The following is a 21,187-nucleotide window of genomic DNA, read 5'->3' as shown; positions in this document are numbered from 1 at the left end:
ACAAAAAAGGATCAGATTAGGCCATTCTGCGGCAGTGGAAACGCTGGCGATATTCGCCCGGCGTGAGATGAAGCTGCTTTTCAAAAACGCGGCGCAGGTTGATGCTGGTCCCAAACCCGCTTTTTTCGGCAATGACCTCAAGCGGATACGGGGTCTGCTCCAGAAGCTGTCGTGCGGCGGCCAGGCGGGCTTCGGTGACATAACGGGCCGGAGGTACACCGACGTCACGCGTGAACACGCGGGTGAAATTGCGCGGACTCATGGCGACCCGTTCGGCCAGCCTTTCGACGCACAAATCTGCGGTGAGGTTTTGCAGGATCCAGCTTTGCAGTTCGCTAACCGGTCCGGTCGCGCCGGACTGCTCCAGATTATAGCGGCTGAACTGTAGCTGGCCGCCAGGCCGACGCAGATACATCACCATATCCTGCGCCACGTTGCGGGCGAGGGTGAATCCGTAATCATCCTCTACCAGCGCCAGCGTCAGATCAAACCCGGAACTGACGCCGCCGGATGTCCAGACGGGACCATCCTGAACATAGAGCGGGCCGCCCTCAACGTTGACCGCAGGATAGCGGGTTTTCAACGTTTCCAGAAGCCGCCAGTGGGTCGTTGCCCGTCGCCCATCGAGCAGTCCGGCCTGTGCCAGCAGCAGGGCCCCGCCGCAGACAGAGGCGACGCGTCGTGCATGCGGCGCGGCCAGGTGCAGCCAGTCCACCACCGCAGTGCTTTCCTGCTCATTCATGCCACGGCCGGTGATGATAATCGTGTCCAGCGGCTCGCGCGGATCCAGCTCCGGCAGGCGATAGTCCGCCAGCAGATTTAAGCCGGACTGGCCATGGATCACCAGGTGAGGCTGGGTAGTGGCAATAATGATGCGGTAGCGGGGCTGCGCCAGACCGTCCGGGTGCAGACGGTTGGCCTGCATCAGAATGTCGGCTATACCGGCGGCTTCAAACAACATGCCACCATCAGGAACGATTATCAGGATCTTCTTCATGTCATGAAAAGTACCTTTCTTACAATATAAGTCAAGTGGAGGACGTTGACAGTTACCGAGCACGGTTCTGGTCAACCCCGATGCCGGCAACGGCACATATTTTGATACCCACTTAACCTGTTTTTACCGCTCGGCCTGTAAGCTATGGTGCGGGAAAGCAAAGAACTCATAACAAATTTTCATCATGTTTGTAATAAATCGTCGGAGTGGTGGAAAGCAAGCAATAGTGTAGTGACGGTAAAATGCCAAATGAAGTTCGCCTGTCGAAAGCAGCGTCTTTATTAATTACCTGGAAAGGGTGGGTTATATTTTGAGCAATGCCTTGGCGAGCAAGAGTGTAGTCAGGCTTAATTATTCATACGGCCCAGACGAGAGAAAATTATCTTAAGAAGGGGGAGAGCATAAAGTTAATTTGCGGCGTGAAATTAATTTTTTCACACTTACTCTGCTTTCTTATTTTGATGGGACATCGTCCTGAGTATTGACGATATGCTATCGATACAACAAATAATTCGTGTGAGATATATTCATATGCAACTGAAAAATTCTCCGTTCTACTAATTATGGTAGTGGCTGGAATAGTGGTATTACGTTAGTGATAATGGTTCTCTTTTGGATTTTTTTGTCTTTAAATCAGTTAATTGCGTGATTTCTCTATTTTTCAGATTAATCTCAGAGTGAGGCGAATGCCTCATGAATCAGCAGTAGCGAAAAAGGAAATATTGAAAAGGTGATAAGCTCATGTAAACTTGTTTACCGTTTGTCAAAATATGTCAGGATTACGCTGGGCCTTATTCTCGAAGGCTCGTGCGGTAGCTATGCCCAAATAATAGTAACGCCCCGGAAAAACCTGACTATTTTTAACAATAGCACCTAAGTCAAATTTTATCCCCTCTCTTCATCCTCTAAATATCGCTACGGAAAAGCATATGAAACTGCGTGTATTGTTATCACTTCTGTTTGTTATGGCGGTGGCGGGCTGTAAGGCGCCGCAAAAACCAGCGATCACCGATGATACGATTGTGACCAGCCAGGTTAATGGCATCACGCTGACGCACCGTCACGCTGTTACCCCTCCGGCGGAGTTCACTCAGGTGAATGAACCGTATCGCGCTATGTACCCGGCATCCCTGATGAGCCGTCCTGACTACGGTGGAAAAGTGATCCGTACGCTTGAGACCGGAAAAACTTACGTCGTGCTTGGGCAGGTTGAACATTTCTGGATGGCGCTGGCCGATGATGGGAGTGAACAGCTGATTGGTTACGTGCCGATGCGTGCCGTGATCAAGGCCGACCAGTACGAAGCCACCGTGCGTAAACAGGCACTGCGCCCTAAAGCGCGCAAGAAAACCACCTGTGTTGATGTCGATGGCAACAGCAAAGCCTGCAAAGACAGCGCGAACGGTACCTGGATCCTGAACTAAACGGGTTTCACGAGCATATTTTTATGAATAATAAAAATTTCCATCGGATGTGGTTCCCTTTTTTTGCGTTGATTCTCGCGCTGATCGGTGGTTGTACGTCGTCTTCACACAGCGACCCCTCCCGCTACAATCTTCAGTTTCAGGCTCATCCTCAAATCAATGATTCTGCACCGCTTAAGGTCAGAGTATTGCTGCTGAAATCCGATGCGGATTTCATGTCCAGCGACTTCTACTCCTTACAGAACAACGCGTCAGCCACGCTTGGCGCGAATCTGCTGAACAGCGATGTGTTCTTCCTGATGCCGGGCCAGCTTTCGAAAACCCTGAGCGGTCAAAGCTCACCGGAAGCGCGCTATATCGGCGTAATGGCGGAATACCAGGCACTGGACGGCAAAAAATGGCGCGTCTCACTTCCTTTGCCTGTTCCCGGCGAAAACGCGATTTACCAGTTCTGGAAATGGTCCGCAGATGAACTCCAGGCCAGCGTCTTCCTTGACGTAAATGGTATCCGGGTCATCAGCCAGTAACGCCCTTCATAACAGGAAAGAGATCATCATGACGAAAGCAGAAAAGGTCGTCTGGACCGAGGGCATGTTCCTGCGTCCCCACCATTTTCAGCGGACAGAAAGTTACCTCCTCAACCACGTTCGTGAGTGGGGGGCCTTGCAGCGTTCGTATCTCTGGGGCTTTCTCGACCTTGAGCTGGATGAAGCGATGCTTCGCCAGGGCTGTATTGCCCTGAGCTACTGTAGCGGTTTGCTCCCTGACGGCACCTTTTTCCAGGTGCGCAGCGACCGCAACGGTCCGGCCCCGCTAAAAATCCCCGATAATCTTACCAATGAAAAGGTGGTGCTTGCGCTGCCGGTTCGTCGCGGTGGACGTGAAGAGGTGATTTTCAGCGAGGAGCACTCTTCTCTGGCGCGTTTTATTACGTTTGAACAAGAGGTAGAAGACGACAACGCCATGTCGGTCGGGGAAGCGACGGTTCAGTTTGGCCGCCTGCGTCTGACCCTGATGCTGGAGAAAGATCTGACGGCAGAATGGACCGCCATCGGCGTGGCGTGCGTCGCTGAAAAGCGCAACGACAACCACGTGCGGCTGGATAACAGCTACATCCCGCCAATGCTGAACGCCAATAACAGCCCGCAGCTGTACGGCATGATCAATGACCTGCACGGCTTGCTGGTGCAGCGTAGCCAGCAGATCGGCGGCCGCCTGCGCCAGCCGGGGCGTTTCAATACGTCCGAGATGGTTGAGTTCACGCTTCTTTCGCTGATCAATCGCCACCTTGGCGACATCTCACATTTAAAAACGCTGCCGCTGCTTCACCCTGAAGCGCTCTGGCGAAGCTGGCTGCCGTTTGCCACGGAACTCGCCACCTGGACGCCGCAGCGTACCGCAGAGAGCGTACTGCCGGTATACGACCATGACGATCTCGCCCTTTGCTTCGGCAAACTGATGCTGATGCTGCGTCAGGGGCTGTCGCTGGTCATGGAAGATCATGCCATCCAGCTGCCGCTGCACGAACGCTCTCACGGTCTTAACATCGCCACCGTGCCGGAGACCAGCATGGTCCGCGAATTTGGCTTCGTGCTGGCGGTAAAAGCCAATGTCCCCGGCGAACACCTGCAAACCCATTTCCCTGCCCAGATGAAGGTTGCGCCAGTCTCGAAAATTCGCGATCTGGTTCAGCTCCAGCTGCCGGGCATCATGCTTCGGGCAATGCCCGTCGCGCCGCCGCAGATCCCGTGGCATGCAGGCTACAGCTATTTCGAGCTCGAGAGGGGCAGCGAACTGTGGCACGAGATGGACAAGTCTGGGGCATTCGCGCTGCATCTCGCAGGGGAATTCCCGGGTCTCGATATGGAGTTCTGGGCCATCCGTAGCCCGACAGAATAATAAAGCGAGCGCTTAATATGCAGGAACGACAGGATACCGGCAGTGATGCCCTGTTTACCGGAGCCAGTGGGAACAATCAGCTGGTGGCGGCCGCCAATCCGCTGCTCAATGCGATTCCGCAAATCCGTCATTCGGTTTCCCACGACGATCAGGTCGGGCTGCGCCAGCGCCTGATTGACGAAATTCGCCGTTTCGAGGTGCGATGCCAGCAGGCGGGCTTACCATATGAAGTGATTGTCGGCGCGCGCTACTGCCTCTGCACGGCGCTGGACGAAGCCGCCGCTCTGACCCCCTGGGGAAGCAGCGGCGTCTGGTCAAGCAATGGTCTGCTGGTGACGTTTCATAACGAAACCTGGGGTGGCGAGAAGTTTTTCCAGCTGCTGGCACGTCTTTCGCAGAATCCGCGCGAACACATTCTGCTGCTGGAGATGATCAACTACTGTCTGCTGCTCGGCTTTGAAGGCCGCTACCGCGTGCTGGACAATGGCCGGACCCAGCTTGAAACCATCAAACAGCGCCTGTGGCAGATGATCCGTGGCGTTCGCGGCAGCTACCCGCCGCCGCTCTCGCCGCACCCGGAAGATCGCCCCGTTCTGCGCAAGCTCTGGCGGCCGATGATTCCACTCTGGGCGTGCGTGGCGCTGGTCGGCTTTATCGCCTGCCTGTTCTATATCGTGCTGAACTGGCGTCTCGGTGATAACACCAGCCCGGTGCTGGCGAAAATTTACCAGTCCCAACTGCCGGAAACCACGATCCAGCAACCTGCGCGCCAGCTGCCGGCGGTACTGAACCTGCGCGGCTTCCTGAAACCGGAAATTGATGCCGGTCTGGTGGCCGTTAAGGATGAGGCGGATCGCAGCGTGGTGATCCTTAAAGGGGACGGACTCTTTGCCTCGGCCTCAACGGTGGTGCGCGATCGCTATGAGCCGGTCATCGACCGCATCGCCCAGGCGATGAATAACGTCAGCGGCAAAATTCTGGTGGTGGGGTACAGCGACAACGTGCCGATCCGCAGCGCACGCTTCGCCTCTAACTATGAACTCTCGCTTGAGCGCGCCCGTTCGGTGCAAAAACAGCTCCAGGGTAGCCTCTCGCAGCCTGAGCGCGTCAAAGCCGAAGGGCGGGGCGAGATCAACCCGGTAGCGCCTAACACGACGCCTGAAAATCGCGCCCGTAACCGCCGCGTGGAGATTACGCTGCTGGTATCGCCTGACAATACCCAGGCCGAGCTGAACGGATTGCCGCAAGGAAACTAAGGATGCTGACTACTCTACTTTCTATACTGACCAATCGCATTCTGTGGAGCTTCCTGGGCGTAACGGCACTCGCGGCGGTCATCTGGATGATTGGCCCGCTGTTGTCCATCGTGGACACCCGGCCCCTTGAATCAGAGCAGAACCGCGTCATCAGCATTGCGGTGGTCTACCTGATTTGGGCTCAGAGCCACATTCTGCCGCGGCTGTATAACGCCTGGCTGAACCGTAAGCTGATGGACAAGCTTAACGAAAATACCACCAGCCCGGAGGCGGCCGATCCGCAGAAACGTCTGAACAACGAGGAGCAGATCCTTGCTGGGCGTTTCGATGAAGCCGCCCAGATGCTGAAAAAAGCCCACTTCAGCAAAGCGGGACATGGCGCGCAGTGGACGCAGCGCTTCAGTACGCAGTACCTCTATCAGCTGCCGTGGTACGTCATTATTGGCGCGCCGGGTTCAGGTAAAACCACCGCGCTGGCCAACTCCGGGCTGCAATTCCCGCTGGCGGACCGCTTCGGTAAAACCGCGCTGCGCGGCATTGGCGGCACGCGCAACTGTGACTGGTGGTTTACCAACGAGGCGGTTCTGCTGGATACCGCGGGGCGCTACACCACTCAGGAGAGCGAGCAGGTTCAGGACGCCGGGGAGTGGCTGGAATTTATCAACCTGCTGCGTAAATACCGCCGTCGTCAGCCCATCAACGGCGTGATTATCACCATCAGCATTTCCGACCTGCTTTCGCAGTCCGCTGAGGCCTCCCGCCAGCAGGCGGTCAACCTGCGCCAGCGTCTCTCCGAGCTGCATGAACAGCTGGGTATTCGCTTCCCGGTGTATGTGATGGTGACCAAAGCGGATCTGCTTAAAGGCTTCCGCGCCTGGTTTGCGGATTACGACAAAGCCCAGCGCGATCAGATCTGGGGCTTTACGCTGCCGTGGGAGCAGACCAAACACGCCGATTACGACCTGATGGGCAACTTCCAGCAGGAATTTTCCCTGCTGCAACAGCGTCTGGATGCTGGCCTGCCGGAAACCATGCTTAAAGAGCATGACGCCAAAACCCGTGCGGAAGCCTATCTCTTCCCGCAGGAGTTCGCCGCGCTGCGTCCGCTGCTGGCAGACTACCTGAGCACGGTCTTTGCCCGCTCAAACTTCGAAACCGAATTTTCGCCGCGCGGCATCTACTTTGCCAGCGGCACCCAGGAAGGGATGCCGTTTGACCGCGTGATGGGCGAGCTGAACCGCGCGCTCTCCTTACCTGAAGGGGAGGAAAGCACGCGCTGGGATTCGGTAAGCAAAGAGGCGCCGATCCCGGGCGCGAAGGGCCAAAGCTTCTTCATTAAAAATCTGCTGCAAAACGTGATTTTTCAGGAAGCGGGCATCGCCGGGGAAAACCGCTGGTGGGAGCTGCGCAACCGCGCCGTGATGTGGTCCGGCTACGCGGCGCTGCTGGCCCTGCTGGTGATCCTGGGTGGTCTGTGGCTGACCAGCTACGCCAAAAATAAAGCTTATCTGGAAGAGGTAGATGCAAAAGTGCCGATGCTGGAGCAGCAGAGCAAGGCGCTGCAAAACCAGCCCCAGCGCGATCTGTTTGCGCTTCTGCCGCTGCTTAACAGCCTGGTGGATCTGCCGAAAAGCGATGCCTTCGACGTTAACAACCCGCCGGTTTCCCGCCGCATGGGGCTTTATCGCGGGGATGACGTCAGCGATGCCTCGCAGTCTCTGTATCAGAAGGCGCTGGATCAGATGCTGCTGCCTGCCGTGGCGATGCACATTACCACCTGGCTGCGCAACGACAACGGCAGCGACGTGGAGTACAGCTATGAGGCGCTGAAAGCCTATCAGATGCTCTACCAGCCTAAGCATTATGACGGTAAATTCCTGCACTCGTGGGTGATGCTTAACCTGCAACGCAACCTGCCGCAGAACGTGACGCAGGCGCAGCTTCAGGAGCTGGAATGGCACCTGACGCAGCTGCTGGAGCCAAAAATTCAGGCTTCACCGTATGCGCAGGATGAGGATCTGGTGGCCCGTGAAAGGGCGCTGATCAACCAGCAGCCGCTCTCAACACGTGTATATGGCCGCCTGAAACGTCTGCTGGAGCATGATGAGAACCTGAAGCCGGTTTCGCTTTCTGATCTCGGCGGCCCGCAGAGCGAGCTGGTGTTTTCGCGCAAAAGCGGCAAGCCGGTGAGTGAGGGCGTACCGGGCCTCTACACGCCGGACGGCTACTGGAAAAGCTTCAACGACCAGATCGACAGCGTGACCACTGCCCTGCACGAGGACGATGCCTGGGTACTGGGAGCGACCACTGCCCAGGAAGATAAACAGCAGATCGACAACGCCGTGCGTCAGCTCTACATGCGCGACTTTATCGTTAACTGGGATCGCTTTCTCGCTGATATTCAGCTCAACAACAGCGCCGATCTTTCCCAGCGTATCAACACCGCGCGCCTGCTTTCAGGCACCAATTCGCCGCTGCGCCGTCTGGTACTTAACCTGAGCAAGGTGCTGACCCTGTCGCGCACTGCGCCTGCGCCGGAAGATGCGCAGAAAACGGAAGACCAAAGCAACCGCGCCACCCGCACGCTGGAAGCGCTGTTCAGCAACGGTGACAATGCCCCGACGCAGGGCGCGGTTGTGACGCAGGCGCCTGAACAACTGGTGACCGACCACTATGCGCCGATGATTGAGCTGGCGCAGCCGCTGGAGAAGGGCGGTAAGACCATCGTCTTTGATGATTTTCTCAAGCAGGTTGACGAGCTTTATCGCTACCTGACCGCCGTTCAGGATGCGGCAAACAGCGGTATGCCTGCGCCGGGCGGCGATGCAATCAGCCGCCTGCAAGCCAGCGCGGGACGTCTGCCGGGCGGGCTGCAAACCATGTTCAGCAATATGGCCGTCGGCGCCAGCAGCGACACTCAGCGTCGCGATCTGGAGAACGTGCGTAAGCGCATTAACGTGGAAGTGGGTGGGTTCTGTCGTCAGGCGATTGCCGGGCGTTATCCGCTGGTGCGCAGCGCCAGCACTGAGGTGACGCCGGACGATCTCGCCCGCATGTTCGCGCCGGGCACCGGACTGATGGACACCTTTTTCCGCGACAACCTGACCAACAAGGTGGACACCACCCAGGCGAACTGGCGCTTTATGCCAGGCATCGACGGTAAAACGCTGCCGGGCAGTGAAGGGCTGCTGCGTCCGTTCCAGCAGGCGCAGTCTGTCCGCGATGCCTTCTTCGCAAACGGCGCGACCACGCCATCCTTCAAGGTGACGGTGCGCACCGTGCGTATGGACAATACCATTCTGAACCTGACGCTGGACGTGGACGGCCAACTGCTGCGCTACAGCCACGGTCCGCAGGCGGTGCAGATCATGACCTGGCCGGGGCCGGGCGGGACGAACCAGGTGCGTATGCAGCTCGGTCTGGCCAATGGCAGCACCGCAACGCTGGTGACCAACGGTTCCTGGGCGCTGAACCGCTTTTTCGACAAGGCGCGCACCAGCCCTGGCGCGGGTAGCCTGAGCCGTCAGGCCACCTTCAACGTCGACGGACATCAGGTCACGCTGGAGTTTGCCCCGAACAGCATCCGTAACCCGTTCCAGCTTCCCCGTTTCTCATGCCCATAACCGCAAGGACAGCCGTATGACGAATACCCCTGCGATGAACCGTTATAGCTGGTATGGCAAATTACCCAGCGCCGGAGATTTTTTGCAGCGTCGCTTTCCGGATACCCTGCAACGCCAGTGGTCGCACTGGTTTCAGGTCGGCCTGCTGGCCTGGCAACAGGAAGAGCAGCGCAGCGGTGAGCGCCCGTTTTCTAAAGCCCCGGTGTGGAACTTTGTCGTCCCGCCGATGCTTGGTAGCCAGATGATTCAAATGGGCTGCCTGCTGCCGGGCCGTGACAGCGTAGGCCGCCACTATCCGGTATGCCTGCAACTGAGTTTCACCCCGGCCGAGTGGTCATCCCGTCTGCTCGGGCAGGCTGAAAGCTGGTACCAGCAGCTTGGCCGTCTGGGGCTGCACGCGGTGCGTAACAGCTATTCTGCCTCCCAGTTGGATGAAATGCTGATGACCATCCCGGCGCCCCAGCCGGTTGAGCCGCAAAAGCGTTCCGACATTCTCGACGTGATTGGCTATGACGACGAGGGTCAGAGCACGCTGGGCTGGCCGCAGGCGGCGGAGTGTTTTGATCCGCTGCGCCAGACCAGCTACTGGTGGACAAACCGCTGCGACGGCTATCCGCTTTACACCCACGTCCACAGCGGAAACTTCACCGGGCAGCTCTTTACGCTGCTGTTCGATCCGGCAGGCGGCGCCCGTCCGGGCCGCCACGGTCTTTACCCGCCTATGTTTGAATAAGCAGGGATCTTATGAATATCGATGAATTTCTCGCGCCGATAAGCCCCGATAACCCCTGCGGTGAAAACCTGGAGTACGACGCTGATTTCCAGGCCATGGGGCAGGCCAGTCAGGGCAAAGCCGAACAGCAGTTTGGCGACACCATCATTCCGGCAGAGCCTGCCGACTGGAACACGGTGGAAAAACTCGCCACCAGCCTGCTGGGCCGCACCAAAGATCTTCGCGTCATGCTGGCGTTAACCCATGCCTGGACGCGTCGTCGCGGGCTGGCAGGTTACGCCGACGGGCTACTGCTGGTGCAGGAAGCCCTGTCCCGTTACTGGGAGCAACTTTACCCGCTGCTGGAAGAGTATGGCGAAACCGATCCGTTCTACCGCATTAACGCCCTCGCCGGGCTGAGCGATAAATCTGACCTGACGGTAGCGGTGCGTAACGCCTCACTGCTCCGCTCTAACGGCGATGAGATTTCGCTCCGTGACGCCCAGGCGCTGCTTGACGGCAGTAAAACAGAGTGTCCGGATTATCCGGGCGGTCGTCCACGATTAATAGATGAGCTGGCCCGGGGCGATCAGCCAGGCACCGAAGCGGTAATCGTGATCAACGAACGCCTGCTCGCCATCCGCGAACTGCTTACCGGCTATCTCGGGGAAAGTGGCGTACCGGAGATGGAACAGCTGCTGAAAACCGTCGGGCAAGTTTCGAGCGCCTGTCAGGTGACCGATATCAGCAAGTTGCTGCCGAACCGTGACGCGCAGGCTGAGCAGCAAGCCGAGCCGCAGCCGGTGACCGCGTCGCCCGTTCAGCAGGTGACGGACTGGCGCAGCGTGCAGGTGACCAGCCGCGCCGACGCGCAGCTGATGCTGGAAAAAGCGAAACAGTATTTTGCGCAGTACGAACCCAGCCACCCCGCACCGCTGATGATTGAACGGGTGCAGCGGCTGTCTGAACTCAACTTTATGGACATTATTCGCGACCTGGCGCCAGACGGCGTTAACCAACTGGAAAACATCTTTGGACGCCGCGAATGACGCGTCCTGGCATTATGACGACAGGCATGGAGTCTGCCGTTTCACCTTCACCGCGCATCTTTGATGGAGAACATCATGGCAATGAGTAACAGTGGACAGAAATTCATCGCACGCAACCGTGCTCCCCGCGTGCAGATCGAATACGACGTAGAGATCTACGGCGCAGAACGCAAAATTCAGCTGCCGTTTGTGATGGGCGTTATGGCCGATCTGGTTGGCAAGCCGGTGGAAAACCTGCCAGCCGTCGACGAGCGTAAGTTCCTGGAAATCGACATCGACAACTTCGACGAACGCATGAAGGCGCTGAAGCCGCGCGTGGCGTTCCAGGTGGATAACACCCTGACCGGCGAAGGTAAGCTCAACGTCGATCTGACCTTTGACAGCATGGACGACTTCCTGCCGGACGCGGTGGCCCGCAAGGTTGAGCCGCTGAACAAGCTGCTGGAAGCGCGCACCCAGCTCTCTAACCTGCTGACCTACATGGACGGCAAAAACGGCGCGGAAGAGCTGATCGCGAAAATCCTCCAGGATCCGACGCTGCTCAAATCCCTGAGCCAGATGCCAAAAAATGACGAAAGTGCGAAAGGTAGCGAGGAATAATCGATGAGCAACCAGACTCAACAACACGATCAGCAGGCGGGCCAGGCCTTCAGCCAGGACGAGTTCAGCGCGCTGCTGAATAAAGAGTTCCGCCCGAAAACCGATCAGGCGCGCTCTGCCGTAGAAAGCGCGGTAAAAACCCTGGCGCAGCAGGCGCTGGAAAACACCGTGACCTTCTCAAACGATACCTACCGCACCATTCAGAACCTGATTGCCGGTATTGACGAGCAGCTTTCACAGCAGGTGAACCAGATCATTCACCACGAGGAGTTCCAGAAGCTGGAGAGCGCCTGGCGCGGGCTGAGCTATCTGGTGAACAACACCGAAACCGACGAGATGCTGAAGATCCGCTTTATGAGCATCTCCAAGCAGGAGCTGGGCCGCACCCTGAAGCGCTACAAGGGCGTGGGCTGGGACCAGAGCCCGATCTTCAAAAAAATCTACGAGCAGGAGTACGGCCAGTTCGGTGGCGAGCCGTTTGGCTGCATCGTAGGCGACTACTACTTCGACCACAGCCCGCAGGACGTTGAGCTGCTGGGCGAGATGGCGCGCATCGGCTCTGCGGCCCACTGTCCGTTCATTACCGGCACCGCGCCGGGCGTGATGCAGATGGAGTCCTGGCAGGAGCTGGCTAACCCGCGCGACCTGACAAAAATCTTTCAGAACACCGAATACGCCGCCTGGCGTTCACTGCGTGAATCGGAAGATGCCCGTTATCTGGGCCTGGTCATGCCGCGCTTCCTGTCGCGTCTGCCGTACGGCATTCGCACCAATCCGGTCGACAGCTTTGACTTTGAAGAGCAGACCGACGGCGCGAACCACAACAGCTACTCCTGGGCGAACGCGGCTTACGCGATGGCCGCCAACATCAACCGTTCCTTCAAAGAGTACGGCTGGTGCACCTCGATTCGCGGCGTGGAGTCCGGCGGGGCGGTGGAAAACCTGCCGTGCCACACCTTCCCGAGCGATGACGGCGGCGTGGACATGAAATGCCCGACCGAGATCGCCATCAGCGATCGTCGTGAAGCCGAGCTGGCGAAAAACGGCTTTATGCCGCTGGTGCACCGTAAAAACTCCGACTTCGCCGCCTTCATCGGCGCGCAGTCTCTGCAAAAACCGGCCGAGTATCACGACCCGGATGCCACCGCTAACGCGCGCCTGGCCTCCCGTCTGCCTTACCTGTTTGCCTGCTGTCGTTTTGCTCACTACCTGAAGTGCATCGTGCGCGACAAAATCGGCTCCTTCCGCGAGCGCGAAGAGATGGAACGCTGGCTGAACGACTGGGTGATGAACTACGTGGACGGCGACCCGGCTAACTCCTCCCAGGAAACCAAGTCTCGCAAACCGCTGGCGGCTGCGGAAGTGCAGGTGCAGGAAATTGAAGACAACCCGGGCTACTACGCCGCGAAGTTCTTCCTGCGTCCACACTACCAGCTGGAAGGCCTGACCGTTTCCTTGCGTCTGGTATCTAAACTGCCGTCGCTGAAGACGAAGGACGCGTAATGATGATTGCCGGCCCGAAGGGGCCGGCAATTTGAGCGGAAGAGCTTAGCTTGTTTCTGTCAGTGAATAAGGATAGACGGTGAAACATATACTTTTGATCGCGACCAGTTTGCTGGCAGTTTCTACTCTCGCAAGCGCGGAGGCAGGAAATTACAAATACCCTCAAGCGGAAGCATTGCCTCAGGATGACACATCAAACTTCCAACGCGATCCGACGCTGTTAACAGGGTACGATTTAAATCTGAGTGCAGAGCGTTTTGCTAAAGCCTGGCTGTCGAAAACGAATGAACGTGAACGCATTAAGGCAAATATGTATCTTCTCGGCGTAGTCGACGCGTCTGAGGGCACTGCATGGTGCAAGGGCAGGCCTTTTTTGCCAAATACAATACATGAGTTTCTCTATTCTCGTTTTGCGAACTTATCGAAACAGAAAGGCGAGGAGCGCGCTTCAAAAATCATCATTGACGGCATGAAAGAATTACGCCCGTGCAAAAAAGGAGAGTGACAAATGAGACCATTATACGAACAACTTAAACGTCAGCATTACTCTTCAAATCACACACGCGCGGGTTTTGCCTCGGGTGAACAGGTTTTTTCAGAAATTGGCTACGATTATTCGACGATTATCAAGCAACAACCGGCATACGAAAATACCTGTGCGGTAAGAATGAGCCTGGCATTGTTAAAATGCAATGTTGAATTTACAGGGCGTTTACCCATAAAGACCGGTCCCTATAAGGGAAAAACAATCGAGCCTGGCGCAAAATTACTTGCCGATCAGCTTTATAAATCCCATGTGTTTGGCAAGGCAGAAATCTTTAAAGACCGCGAGGCTGGTGCACGCTCAATGTTGGGCCGAAAAGGTGTTGTTTTCTTCAATAAAATTGATGGGTATGGCGGTGGTCATATCGACCTTATCGAGCCTCTGAGTAATAATTCGTTTATATGTAACTCCGATTGCTTTCCGTACTGTCAGGAAATCTGGTTTTGGGAATTAAAATAATTATATTCAGGTGTTTAAAGACCGTATTTCTTTTGCTCACTTGCTTATCTTTTTCTGCTCGCGGTGACAACCCTTACGTTGATTTTTATCAGCAGCAAACATACCGGCAGGTGGTAAAAGATTTGGTCCTGGCGCGCTGCCTTGCGCAGGTTGCAGATAAAGGCAGTCAATTTTCTGCTGATGCGGCCCGCAGTGCGAGTGCATTTATTGAGTGGATGCCGTTTGATGCTGAAAACGGTACTGACAAAGTTAACGCCATTATTGGGAAGTATAAAAACCAAATTAATGGTTTCCACTCGGAGCGTAAACCTGATGTAAAAGGCGTAACCTTAAATTGTCTACGTCTTTATCATAGCGACGAACTGAATAAACTGGTTCCGCAGCTCATCATTGGCGATCCTGATCGTACCTGGATTCAGGATAATCCGCCGTAGTAAAAGACTTCACATTCTTTCCGTTCATTCAGGGGGAATGTAAGACTGTCAAATGACACGGGTCGTTTGATATGAGGCAGAGGTAAAATATGGACGGTTTTATTCAGCCCCATGCTTTCCTGTTTGCCATATAAGGGCTTTTTCGAAAGCAATATTGTTCATCCACGAAGAGTAGATATTATGGCTATTGATATGTTTCTGAAGGTCGAGGGTGTTACGGGCGAATCTAAAGATTCTAACCACACCGGCTGGACTGATATTACCTCCTTCTCCTGGGGCGCGTCCCAGCCGGGTAATATGAGCGTTGGTGGCGGCGGCGGTGCCGGTAAGGTTAACTTTAACGATCTGCACGTTAACGCTCTGATCGACAAATCCACTACAGCAATCCTGAAACACTGCGCAAGCGGTAAGCACCTGACCAAAGTTGAACTGTCCGTCTGCAAAGCGGGTGGTCAGCAGGTTGAATATACCCGCATCACCCTGGAAGACGTTCTCGTGACTTCCGTTCAGTACACCGGTGCCGACAACGGCGATACCGTTGGCGTGACCTATGCATTCCAGGCTGCGAAAGTGAAACAGCAGTACTGGGAGCAGACCACTGCCGGTGGTAAAGGTGCTGAAAGCAGCGCTGGCTGGAACATCAAAGAAAACAAAGAAGCGTAACAGGAGTGGGCCCGAAAGGGCTCACTTTATCCTGTGCTTTTTTAAAAGGGAAAATACTTATGCGTCCTGCTTTTGGTGCCGCCTGGAACAGATTCAGAGAAGTTAATGTCAATGTCGAGACGGTGGGTAAATTATTGGGTGGAAAAGTCCAGCACAATATCGAAGCCGGAATTTTTCAAAATGCATGCCCCATTCGTATGAGCTACGTTTTAAATTATTGTGGCGTTCCAATTCCCGCCAACAGTAGATATGCGACGGTTACGGGGAGTGATAAAAAACGTTACATGTATCGCGTAAAGGATATGATTGCTTTTCTGCCAACTGTACTGGGTAATGCAGATCTGACGGTGACGTCTCCAACACCAGGCCAATTTGCAGGTAAGCAAGGCATTATCATCTTTACCGGTCATGGCTGGAGCGATGCCACTGGACATGTCACGCTCTGGAATGGGAATATTTGCTCCGATGATTGCCATTTTCTGGGTTCTCCCGGTAATGGTTCGTTTATTCCTGGCAGCGCTACGCTCTGGAGCCTGAAATGAAACATTTACTCGCTTTCGTGCTGGCGTTGAATACCTCATATACCTTCGCCCAAACTCTGCCGGACGTTAATACCTTTTCTCAGCAACAGATTTTTGAAAACTGGGTGCAAAATCGCTGTTTCGGAAAGATTGCGGATAGTACGACACTGAAAAATGATGCAAAGGCAAGCGCCGCAGCATGGCTGGAAGCCAGTAACCTGCCTGCCGAGAATTTCGAAAAGGCCGACGAGGTTATTAACACCTTACTGAAACAGAAGCTAGGTGGTACAGCACCGGTAAACTATGAGGTTTTAAAGTGCAGCCTAATTTCCCATAGCGATGCGATTCGCCAACTCAGTGTGCAAAAATAAATCTTCTGCAAAAGCTAAAAAATTAAAAAGAATACAAGGAGTTTCCATGGCAAGTCCGTCAAACGTTGCTCCAGGTTACTGTGTTGTTCAGCAACCCGGCACTCTGGATTTTCAGGCAAGACAGCTATTTGGCAATGTGCGCAATGAAAAATCCGAGTATTTTATGCAATTGAATAAAGACACTGCGTGGCTCAAGCCTGGACAAATATTAATTGTCGCTGATCCACGTAGCGATAATCAAACACAGCAGATTAATAGTTTAGCCATTGCGAAAAAGAAGGTAACCAACGCGCTTGCGACTTTGGACGTGGCCACTGCTGAATTTTTGAAAAATAATTATGATAATATAAAAGCTATAACAGGCTGGGGCGATACAATCGTCGGTGGTGTGAGTGGTGCTGGTGAGTCATATTTTAAGCAAATAGAAAATATTTTAATTAAAATTGAAGCTACCTATCAAAATCAGTACAGAACACAAGGTGCGCTTTTCGGCCAACAGTTTTATGCTGAGCGCAATGCGCTTTTCGCACAATTGAAACCCTTGTTAAATAAAATAACTAAAAAACAGCTTAAGTTTAAAGATAATGCGGATCTTAAGAGAGCATTAGGGCTTTCCACGAAATCAATTGTCCATGAATGGAGTACTGTTGGGATTGGCGCAATCCCAGGTTACTCAACATATATTGACAGAACTGCCAAAATCACCTCTTATCTGAAAGCAGGCGGATGGGTTGCTTTAGGTTTTTCTTTTGTTAACACGTCTAACGAAGTTTATCATGCCTGCACCACTGGAAGAGAAAATGAGTGCAGCAGGGTTGCAGTGACTGAATATAGCAAATTTGGAGGCGGTGTCGCTGGTGCTGCATTAGGCTCATCCCTGGCGGCTCCCATTTGTCTTGCATTAGGTGTACCCACAGCGGGGACAGGAACACTCATCTGTGGTTTAGTGGTTGGTGCAGTCGGGGCTGCGGGTGGAACACAAATCGGTGGGTTTGCAGGAGAACAGCTCAATAACTTAATTTTTAGCGGAGAATAAAGTGATTTTTAATAATATTTACTCTGCTGTTATTATATGTCTTTTTGCTGCCTTTATAATCTTGGTTATTTCATTTTATATAGACTATCGGAAAAAACATCGCCAGGTTAACCAAATATATTCGATATTCACAAATCAACAGTTGCTCAAAAAAGAAGATTAGCAAACCTGGCAAAATCTTGGATTCTGGGGGTTTGGTTTTCTCACCACAATTTTATCACGGATCTTACAGGGTAAGCGTGTGAGACTCACTGAGTGTCGTTGGCTTGAGCCACAGTCGTGCAATGAAATTTTGTCTGCCTTTGAGTTATCATGGGTTAAGTCTTACAGAAGAAAAATCATTATTGCCACTATTATATTTTTAGTGCTGTTAATTCTTTCCATCGTTAATAATATGTAATCCTATTCTGAAATTTAAATGATGCCTTTCTGAATTAACCCCCAAACCCCGCCGTTCTCACCCCCGAGAGCGGCAGCGTTTGAGCGCTAATCATACCAGCAGGAATACGCCATGCGATTCACGATTATTTCTACGAAACCCGGTCATCAGCCGCCGCAAAGCAGCTGTGATTTTTATGCCCCGGGCGGCACCATTGGGCGCGGTACGGATAACAATCTGGTGCTGCCGGATAATGACCGCACCATCTCGCGTTTGCAGGCCATCGTTCACGTCGACGCCAGTGGCGAATGCCGCGTCACGAACCGCGGCAGCGTTACCCGCGTGGTACTGAATGATATCCCGCTGGAGCGTGGGCGTCAGGTTGAGCTTCAGGATGGGGATATTCTCGGTATTGATGATTATCGCATTGAAGTCAGCGAACTCATTCATGACACCCAGCCCGTAAGCCGCATGGCGGCCAGCATGCAGCAGGCGCGCCCAGCGGCGACACCTGCTCCGGCGGCACAACCGAAACCGGCCAGCGCCGCGCCGCGCGGAAAAGCTGAACCTACGGCCGTGCCGTCGGAAATCTGGGACAGCCTGATGCAGGAGTTCTCCATCTCCGACAGCATCTCCAGCAACCGGGCAAAGCCACAGCCCGCGGCCTCCCACGACCCGTTCTCCCAGCCTGCGGCCCCGGAGCGGAATGCCGAAGACCCGCTGGCGATGTTCAACGATGCCGATCCGTCGCTTGAACGTAAAAACGTGGACCCGGACACGCTGTTCAGCGATGAAGCGTTGTTTAAAAAAGAGAGCATCTTTGACGATGTCACCCCTTCAACGCTGGTACTGCCGGACGAAAGCAAACCTGCCCAGCCAAAGGAAGAGGCGTCGGATGAACTCGATCCGTTAGCCCTGTTTGGCGGGTCGGCGAGCGCGCCTGCCGCGCGTCACGATGACCCCCTTGGCCTGATGGGCGGCGCGCCGTTAACCCATCCGGATGAAATCGTGGCTGATAAGCCGGAGCCAAAGCCTGAAGCGCAAGCCGCACAGGAAGAGGATGCGCTGGCCAGTTCACCGCTGTTCGATCCGGAACCGACTGAACCACAGGACGCGCCGCGCGCGGAAGAAGAGCCCGCGCGTCCCGATTACGCTGGCTTCACCATGCCAACGCCGCAGGCCGTGGCGCGCAGCAACGCGCAGGCACCGAAAGGCCGCCTGCGTATCGACCCAGTTAAAAACGCTGCATCGCCTGCTGCCTCAGCGCAGACCGGCGAGCGGGGCGAGGTGCTTCAGGGCGAACTGCTGGAGGCGCTGCTGGAGGGCATGGGCCTGAGCGAAATGCAGCCGGTGCCGCAGTTTGACCGGGAAAATATGCGTCAGCTGGGGCAGATCCTGGGCATGTTCTCGCAGGGAACCGTGGCGCTGCTCTCCTCGCGCTCCATTCTCAAGCGCGGGGTGAAGGCCGATATGACCATGGTGCTTGACGATGCCAACAACCCGTTCAAGCTGCTGCCAACCGGTAAAACGGTCCTGATCCAGATGTTCGGCACGCCGATGCCGGGCTTTATGCCGCCGACCAACTCGGTGCGTGATGCGCTGATCGATCTGCAGGCGCACCAGCTGGGGATGATCTCCGGTATCCGCGCCATTATCGCCGCCATGCTGCAATCCTTTAACCCGGAACAGCTGGAAGAGCAGGCGAAACAGAACGGAATGACGTCGCGCCTGGCGCTGCCGGGCAGCCGTAAAGCCGCGCTGTGGGATTATTTTGTTCGCAGCTATGGCGAGACGGCGGGCGAGATTGAGGACGACTTCCACACCCTGTTTGGCGAAGCCTTCCTCCATGCCTATGACATGGAGGTCAATCAGTACAAAGACTCACAAAGCGGATCCGAAGAAAAATGAATATCGCAACGGCTTCTCTCTCCCGCCAGGGGACGCGCGCCAGCAACCAGGATCAGACGGGAGAAACCATCGGGGAACGTTCAGCCTGCTTTGTCGGCTGTGACGGCATTGCGGGCCTGCCGGGCGGCGAGGTGGCCGCTGAGCTGGCCCGCAATAGCATTATTTCCCGCTTTGATGGCGACAAGCACCTGAATGCTCAGCATATTCGTGACTACGTCCAAACGGCGAACCGTACCATCCTCAGCGAACAACAGGCGGTGCAGGACTATCGCCGGATGGGCACCACGCTGGTCAGCCTGTTTATCGACAGGGATTACCGTCTGGCCTACTGGGCGCACGCCGGTGACAGCCGCCTGTACCTGTTTCGTCGCGGCTGGCTGTGGCACGTCACCACCGACCACAGCCTGGTGCAGCAGATGAAAGATGCCGGGCATCAGACCGACGATCTCAACAGCAACCTGCTGTATCTGGCGCTGGGTATTGAGAATGGCGGACCGGAAGCGAGCTACAGCGATGTCGTGCAGGTTGAAGACGGTGATGCGTTTTTACTCTGCACCGACGGTTTCTGGCACGGCGTCAGCGAAGAGCAGATGAAACAGTCGCTGCACATGGTCAATACGCCACAAGAGTGGCTGACCTTGATGAACCAAATCATTCAAAAGAATGCTGAACAGGAGGGCAAAGCTCAGGATAACTATACCGCCGTGGCGGTGTGGATGGGCAACCCTCAGGACACCACTTTGCTGCATACGCTCTCTGACGCAGCACAATTTCTTCCCTGCGGAACTGATTAGACACACAAGGATTGATATGAAACTTTGGCTATCGGGTTTGGCTCTTCTGACGGTGGCGACCACCGCACAGGCTGAAAACTTCCGCATCGTGCAGTCTCCTGCGCAGAAGCTGGATATCTGGATCGACAACATTAAAGATAACACACCGCAAAGCTGGTGTAAGGCGGACGTGGCGCTGCGTATCGTGGCGAACGGCAAGAAAGAGGTTTCGGTGCTGGAAAACTTCGTGCCGCGCCTTGGCTCGCTGCTGGAGCACCAGTGTAGCAAACTGAATACCCTGAACTGGACGCTTAACGATCCGGAAGGCACGACGCTTGCCCGGGGCACAGCGGCTAAAGCGCAGGACTGGGCGCTGGTGGTGAAACAGCAGGAAACGGCGGCGGCAACGACTACCACCACCACCTCAGGCGCGCTGCTACCGCCTGACCAGAATCCGGAGACGCACACCGTGGCGGCAGATCGTACGCCATGGCAGGAGTTCACCCTTCAGGACGGTTGCCACCTGCGCACCTTCTGGGAGGGCGGTTCCTCCGCGCCAGCGCTGTTTATTCCCGATTCCGACACCACTCGCTGCGGTAACGGCAGCTGGCTCAGCGGCCACACCGTGGTGACGCAGAATCGTAACGGGACGCAGAAAGCGATTCCGGTCACCTACATTCACGGCTTCCCGGTGATGGGACTGAACAACGCGGTCGATCCTGAAAAGGCGCTGATCACCTCCGTTAACAAAGAGCGCATGGTCTTCAGCACCCCGAACAGCGACCAGAGCTGGATGATCCTACCGTACGACAGCACCCTGAACGGCTGGAAGAGCAACGGCACGGTGGCGGTGGAAATCACCCGTGAGATCGCCAGCGACGACGCCAGACTCCAGGCGCGTATCGCAGAGGTGAAGAAGATCTGGAGCGCATGGATTACACCGGGCGCGGAGCTGAACGTTGTTCTGATTGACACGCTGCGTCCGCAGCTACGCGATCCGGCTGTGGGCGCCTGGCGCGCGGCGAATTAAGGAGGG

At 55.3% G+C, this 21,187-nt stretch carries 20 protein-coding genes; 19 read left to right on the top strand and 1 reads right to left on the bottom strand.

What is annotated here, in order from left to right; translation table 11 throughout:
• Positions 1-16: 16 nt before the first annotated feature.
• Positions 17-997 (bottom strand): helix-turn-helix domain-containing protein, encoded by a 981-nt coding sequence (locus tag C3451_RS09045; protein ID WP_023300337.1) that lies wholly within the window; start codon positions 995-997, stop codon positions 17-19.
• 929 nt (positions 998-1,926) lie between these two features.
• Here C3451_RS09045 and C3451_RS09040 point away from each other — a divergent pair.
• The 19 genes from C3451_RS09040 (at position 1,927) to C3451_RS08950 (ending at position 21,181) form a co-directional block, all read left to right on the top strand.
• Positions 1,927-2,421 (top strand): hypothetical protein, encoded by a 495-nt coding sequence (locus C3451_RS09040; protein WP_023300336.1) that lies wholly within the window; start codon positions 1,927-1,929, stop codon positions 2,419-2,421.
• A 23-nt stretch (positions 2,422-2,444) separates the two neighbouring features.
• Entirely contained in the window at positions 2,445-2,948 is a 504-nt protein-coding gene (gene tssJ / locus C3451_RS09035) for a type VI secretion system lipoprotein TssJ (RefSeq protein ID WP_022648418.1), read from the top strand.
• Between the two features lie 28 nt (positions 2,949-2,976).
• Positions 2,977-4,320, top strand: a complete 1,344-nt coding sequence (gene tssK, locus C3451_RS09030; protein WP_022648417.1) for a type VI secretion system baseplate subunit TssK — start codon at positions 2,977-2,979, stop codon at positions 4,318-4,320.
• A gap of 17 nt (positions 4,321-4,337) precedes the next feature.
• Positions 4,338-5,576 carry a DotU family type VI secretion system protein gene (locus C3451_RS09025; protein ID WP_023300334.1) on the top strand — a complete coding sequence of 413 codons (1,239 nt, stop codon included), beginning with the start codon at positions 4,338-4,340 and terminating at the stop codon, positions 5,574-5,576.
• A 2-nt stretch (positions 5,577-5,578) separates the two neighbouring features.
• The gene (gene tssM / locus C3451_RS09020; RefSeq protein WP_045623224.1) at positions 5,579-9,199 is read left to right on the top strand and encodes a type VI secretion system membrane subunit TssM; all 3,621 of its coding nucleotides are present in this window, start codon (positions 5,579-5,581) and stop codon (positions 9,197-9,199) included.
• A gap of 16 nt (positions 9,200-9,215) precedes the next feature.
• On the top strand, positions 9,216-9,932 hold the full coding sequence (tagF, locus tag C3451_RS09015) for a type VI secretion system-associated protein TagF (RefSeq protein ID WP_006810959.1): 717 nt from the start codon (positions 9,216-9,218) through the stop codon (positions 9,930-9,932).
• An 11-nt stretch (positions 9,933-9,943) separates the two neighbouring features.
• A complete protein-coding gene (gene tssA, locus C3451_RS09010) occupies positions 9,944-10,960 on the top strand; it encodes a type VI secretion system protein TssA (protein ID WP_045623222.1) in 1,017 nt (338 codons plus the stop codon).
• Positions 10,961-11,035: 75 nt separating this feature from the next.
• A complete protein-coding gene (gene tssB / locus C3451_RS09005) occupies positions 11,036-11,560 on the top strand; it encodes a type VI secretion system contractile sheath small subunit (RefSeq protein WP_022648413.1) in 525 nt (174 codons plus the stop codon).
• Between the two features lie 3 nt (positions 11,561-11,563).
• Positions 11,564-13,063, top strand: a complete 1,500-nt coding sequence (gene tssC, locus C3451_RS09000) for a type VI secretion system contractile sheath large subunit (RefSeq protein WP_006810956.1) — start codon at positions 11,564-11,566, stop codon at positions 13,061-13,063.
• A 79-nt stretch (positions 13,064-13,142) separates the two neighbouring features.
• A complete protein-coding gene (locus C3451_RS08995) occupies positions 13,143-13,568 on the top strand; it encodes a Rap1a/Tai family immunity protein (protein ID WP_032624078.1) in 426 nt (141 codons plus the stop codon).
• 3 nt (positions 13,569-13,571) lie between these two features.
• Entirely contained in the window at positions 13,572-14,066 is a 495-nt protein-coding gene (locus C3451_RS08990) for a T6SS effector amidase Tae4 family protein (RefSeq protein WP_022648411.1), read from the top strand.
• A gap of 32 nt (positions 14,067-14,098) precedes the next feature.
• Entirely contained in the window at positions 14,099-14,500 is a 402-nt protein-coding gene (locus C3451_RS08985) for a T6SS amidase immunity protein Tai4 family protein (protein ID WP_045623221.1), read from the top strand.
• Positions 14,501-14,680: 180 nt separating this feature from the next.
• Positions 14,681-15,163: a type VI secretion system tube protein Hcp gene (locus C3451_RS08980; protein WP_014884229.1), complete on the top strand. Its 483-nt coding sequence runs from the start codon at positions 14,681-14,683 to the stop codon at positions 15,161-15,163.
• Between the two features lie 59 nt (positions 15,164-15,222).
• Positions 15,223-15,705 carry a type VI secretion system amidase effector protein Tae4 gene (locus C3451_RS08975; protein ID WP_023300327.1) on the top strand — a complete coding sequence of 161 codons (483 nt, stop codon included), beginning with the start codon at positions 15,223-15,225 and terminating at the stop codon, positions 15,703-15,705.
• Positions 15,702-16,055 carry a T6SS amidase immunity protein Tai4 family protein gene (locus tag C3451_RS08970; RefSeq protein ID WP_045623220.1) on the top strand — a complete coding sequence of 118 codons (354 nt, stop codon included), beginning with the start codon at positions 15,702-15,704 and terminating at the stop codon, positions 16,053-16,055. Before C3451_RS08975 ends, C3451_RS08970 begins: the two co-directional genes overlap by 4 nt.
• Before the next feature lie 46 nt (positions 16,056-16,101).
• Positions 16,102-17,091 carry a hypothetical protein gene (locus C3451_RS08965; protein ID WP_063153509.1) on the top strand — a complete coding sequence of 330 codons (990 nt, stop codon included), beginning with the start codon at positions 16,102-16,104 and terminating at the stop codon, positions 17,089-17,091.
• Between the two features lie 511 nt (positions 17,092-17,602).
• A complete protein-coding gene (gene tagH, locus C3451_RS08960) occupies positions 17,603-19,378 on the top strand; it encodes a type VI secretion system-associated FHA domain protein TagH (RefSeq protein ID WP_124304294.1) in 1,776 nt (591 codons plus the stop codon).
• On the top strand, positions 19,375-20,172 hold the full coding sequence (locus tag C3451_RS08955; protein WP_124304293.1) for a protein phosphatase 2C domain-containing protein: 798 nt from the start codon (positions 19,375-19,377) through the stop codon (positions 20,170-20,172). The genes tagH and C3451_RS08955 overlap by 4 nt, the downstream gene beginning before the upstream one ends.
• Before the next feature lie 16 nt (positions 20,173-20,188).
• Complete coding sequence (locus C3451_RS08950) at positions 20,189-21,181, top strand: hypothetical protein (RefSeq protein WP_045621074.1); 993 nt, start codon at positions 20,189-20,191, stop codon at positions 21,179-21,181.
• The last annotated feature ends 6 nt before the right edge of the window (positions 21,182-21,187 follow it).

The sequence above is a fragment of the Enterobacter sp. 301B genome, assembly GCF_003850715.1.
GTDB lineage: Bacteria > Pseudomonadota > Gammaproteobacteria > Enterobacterales > Enterobacteriaceae > Enterobacter > Enterobacter intestinihominis.
This window is presented reverse-complemented; position numbering and strand designations above follow the sequence as displayed.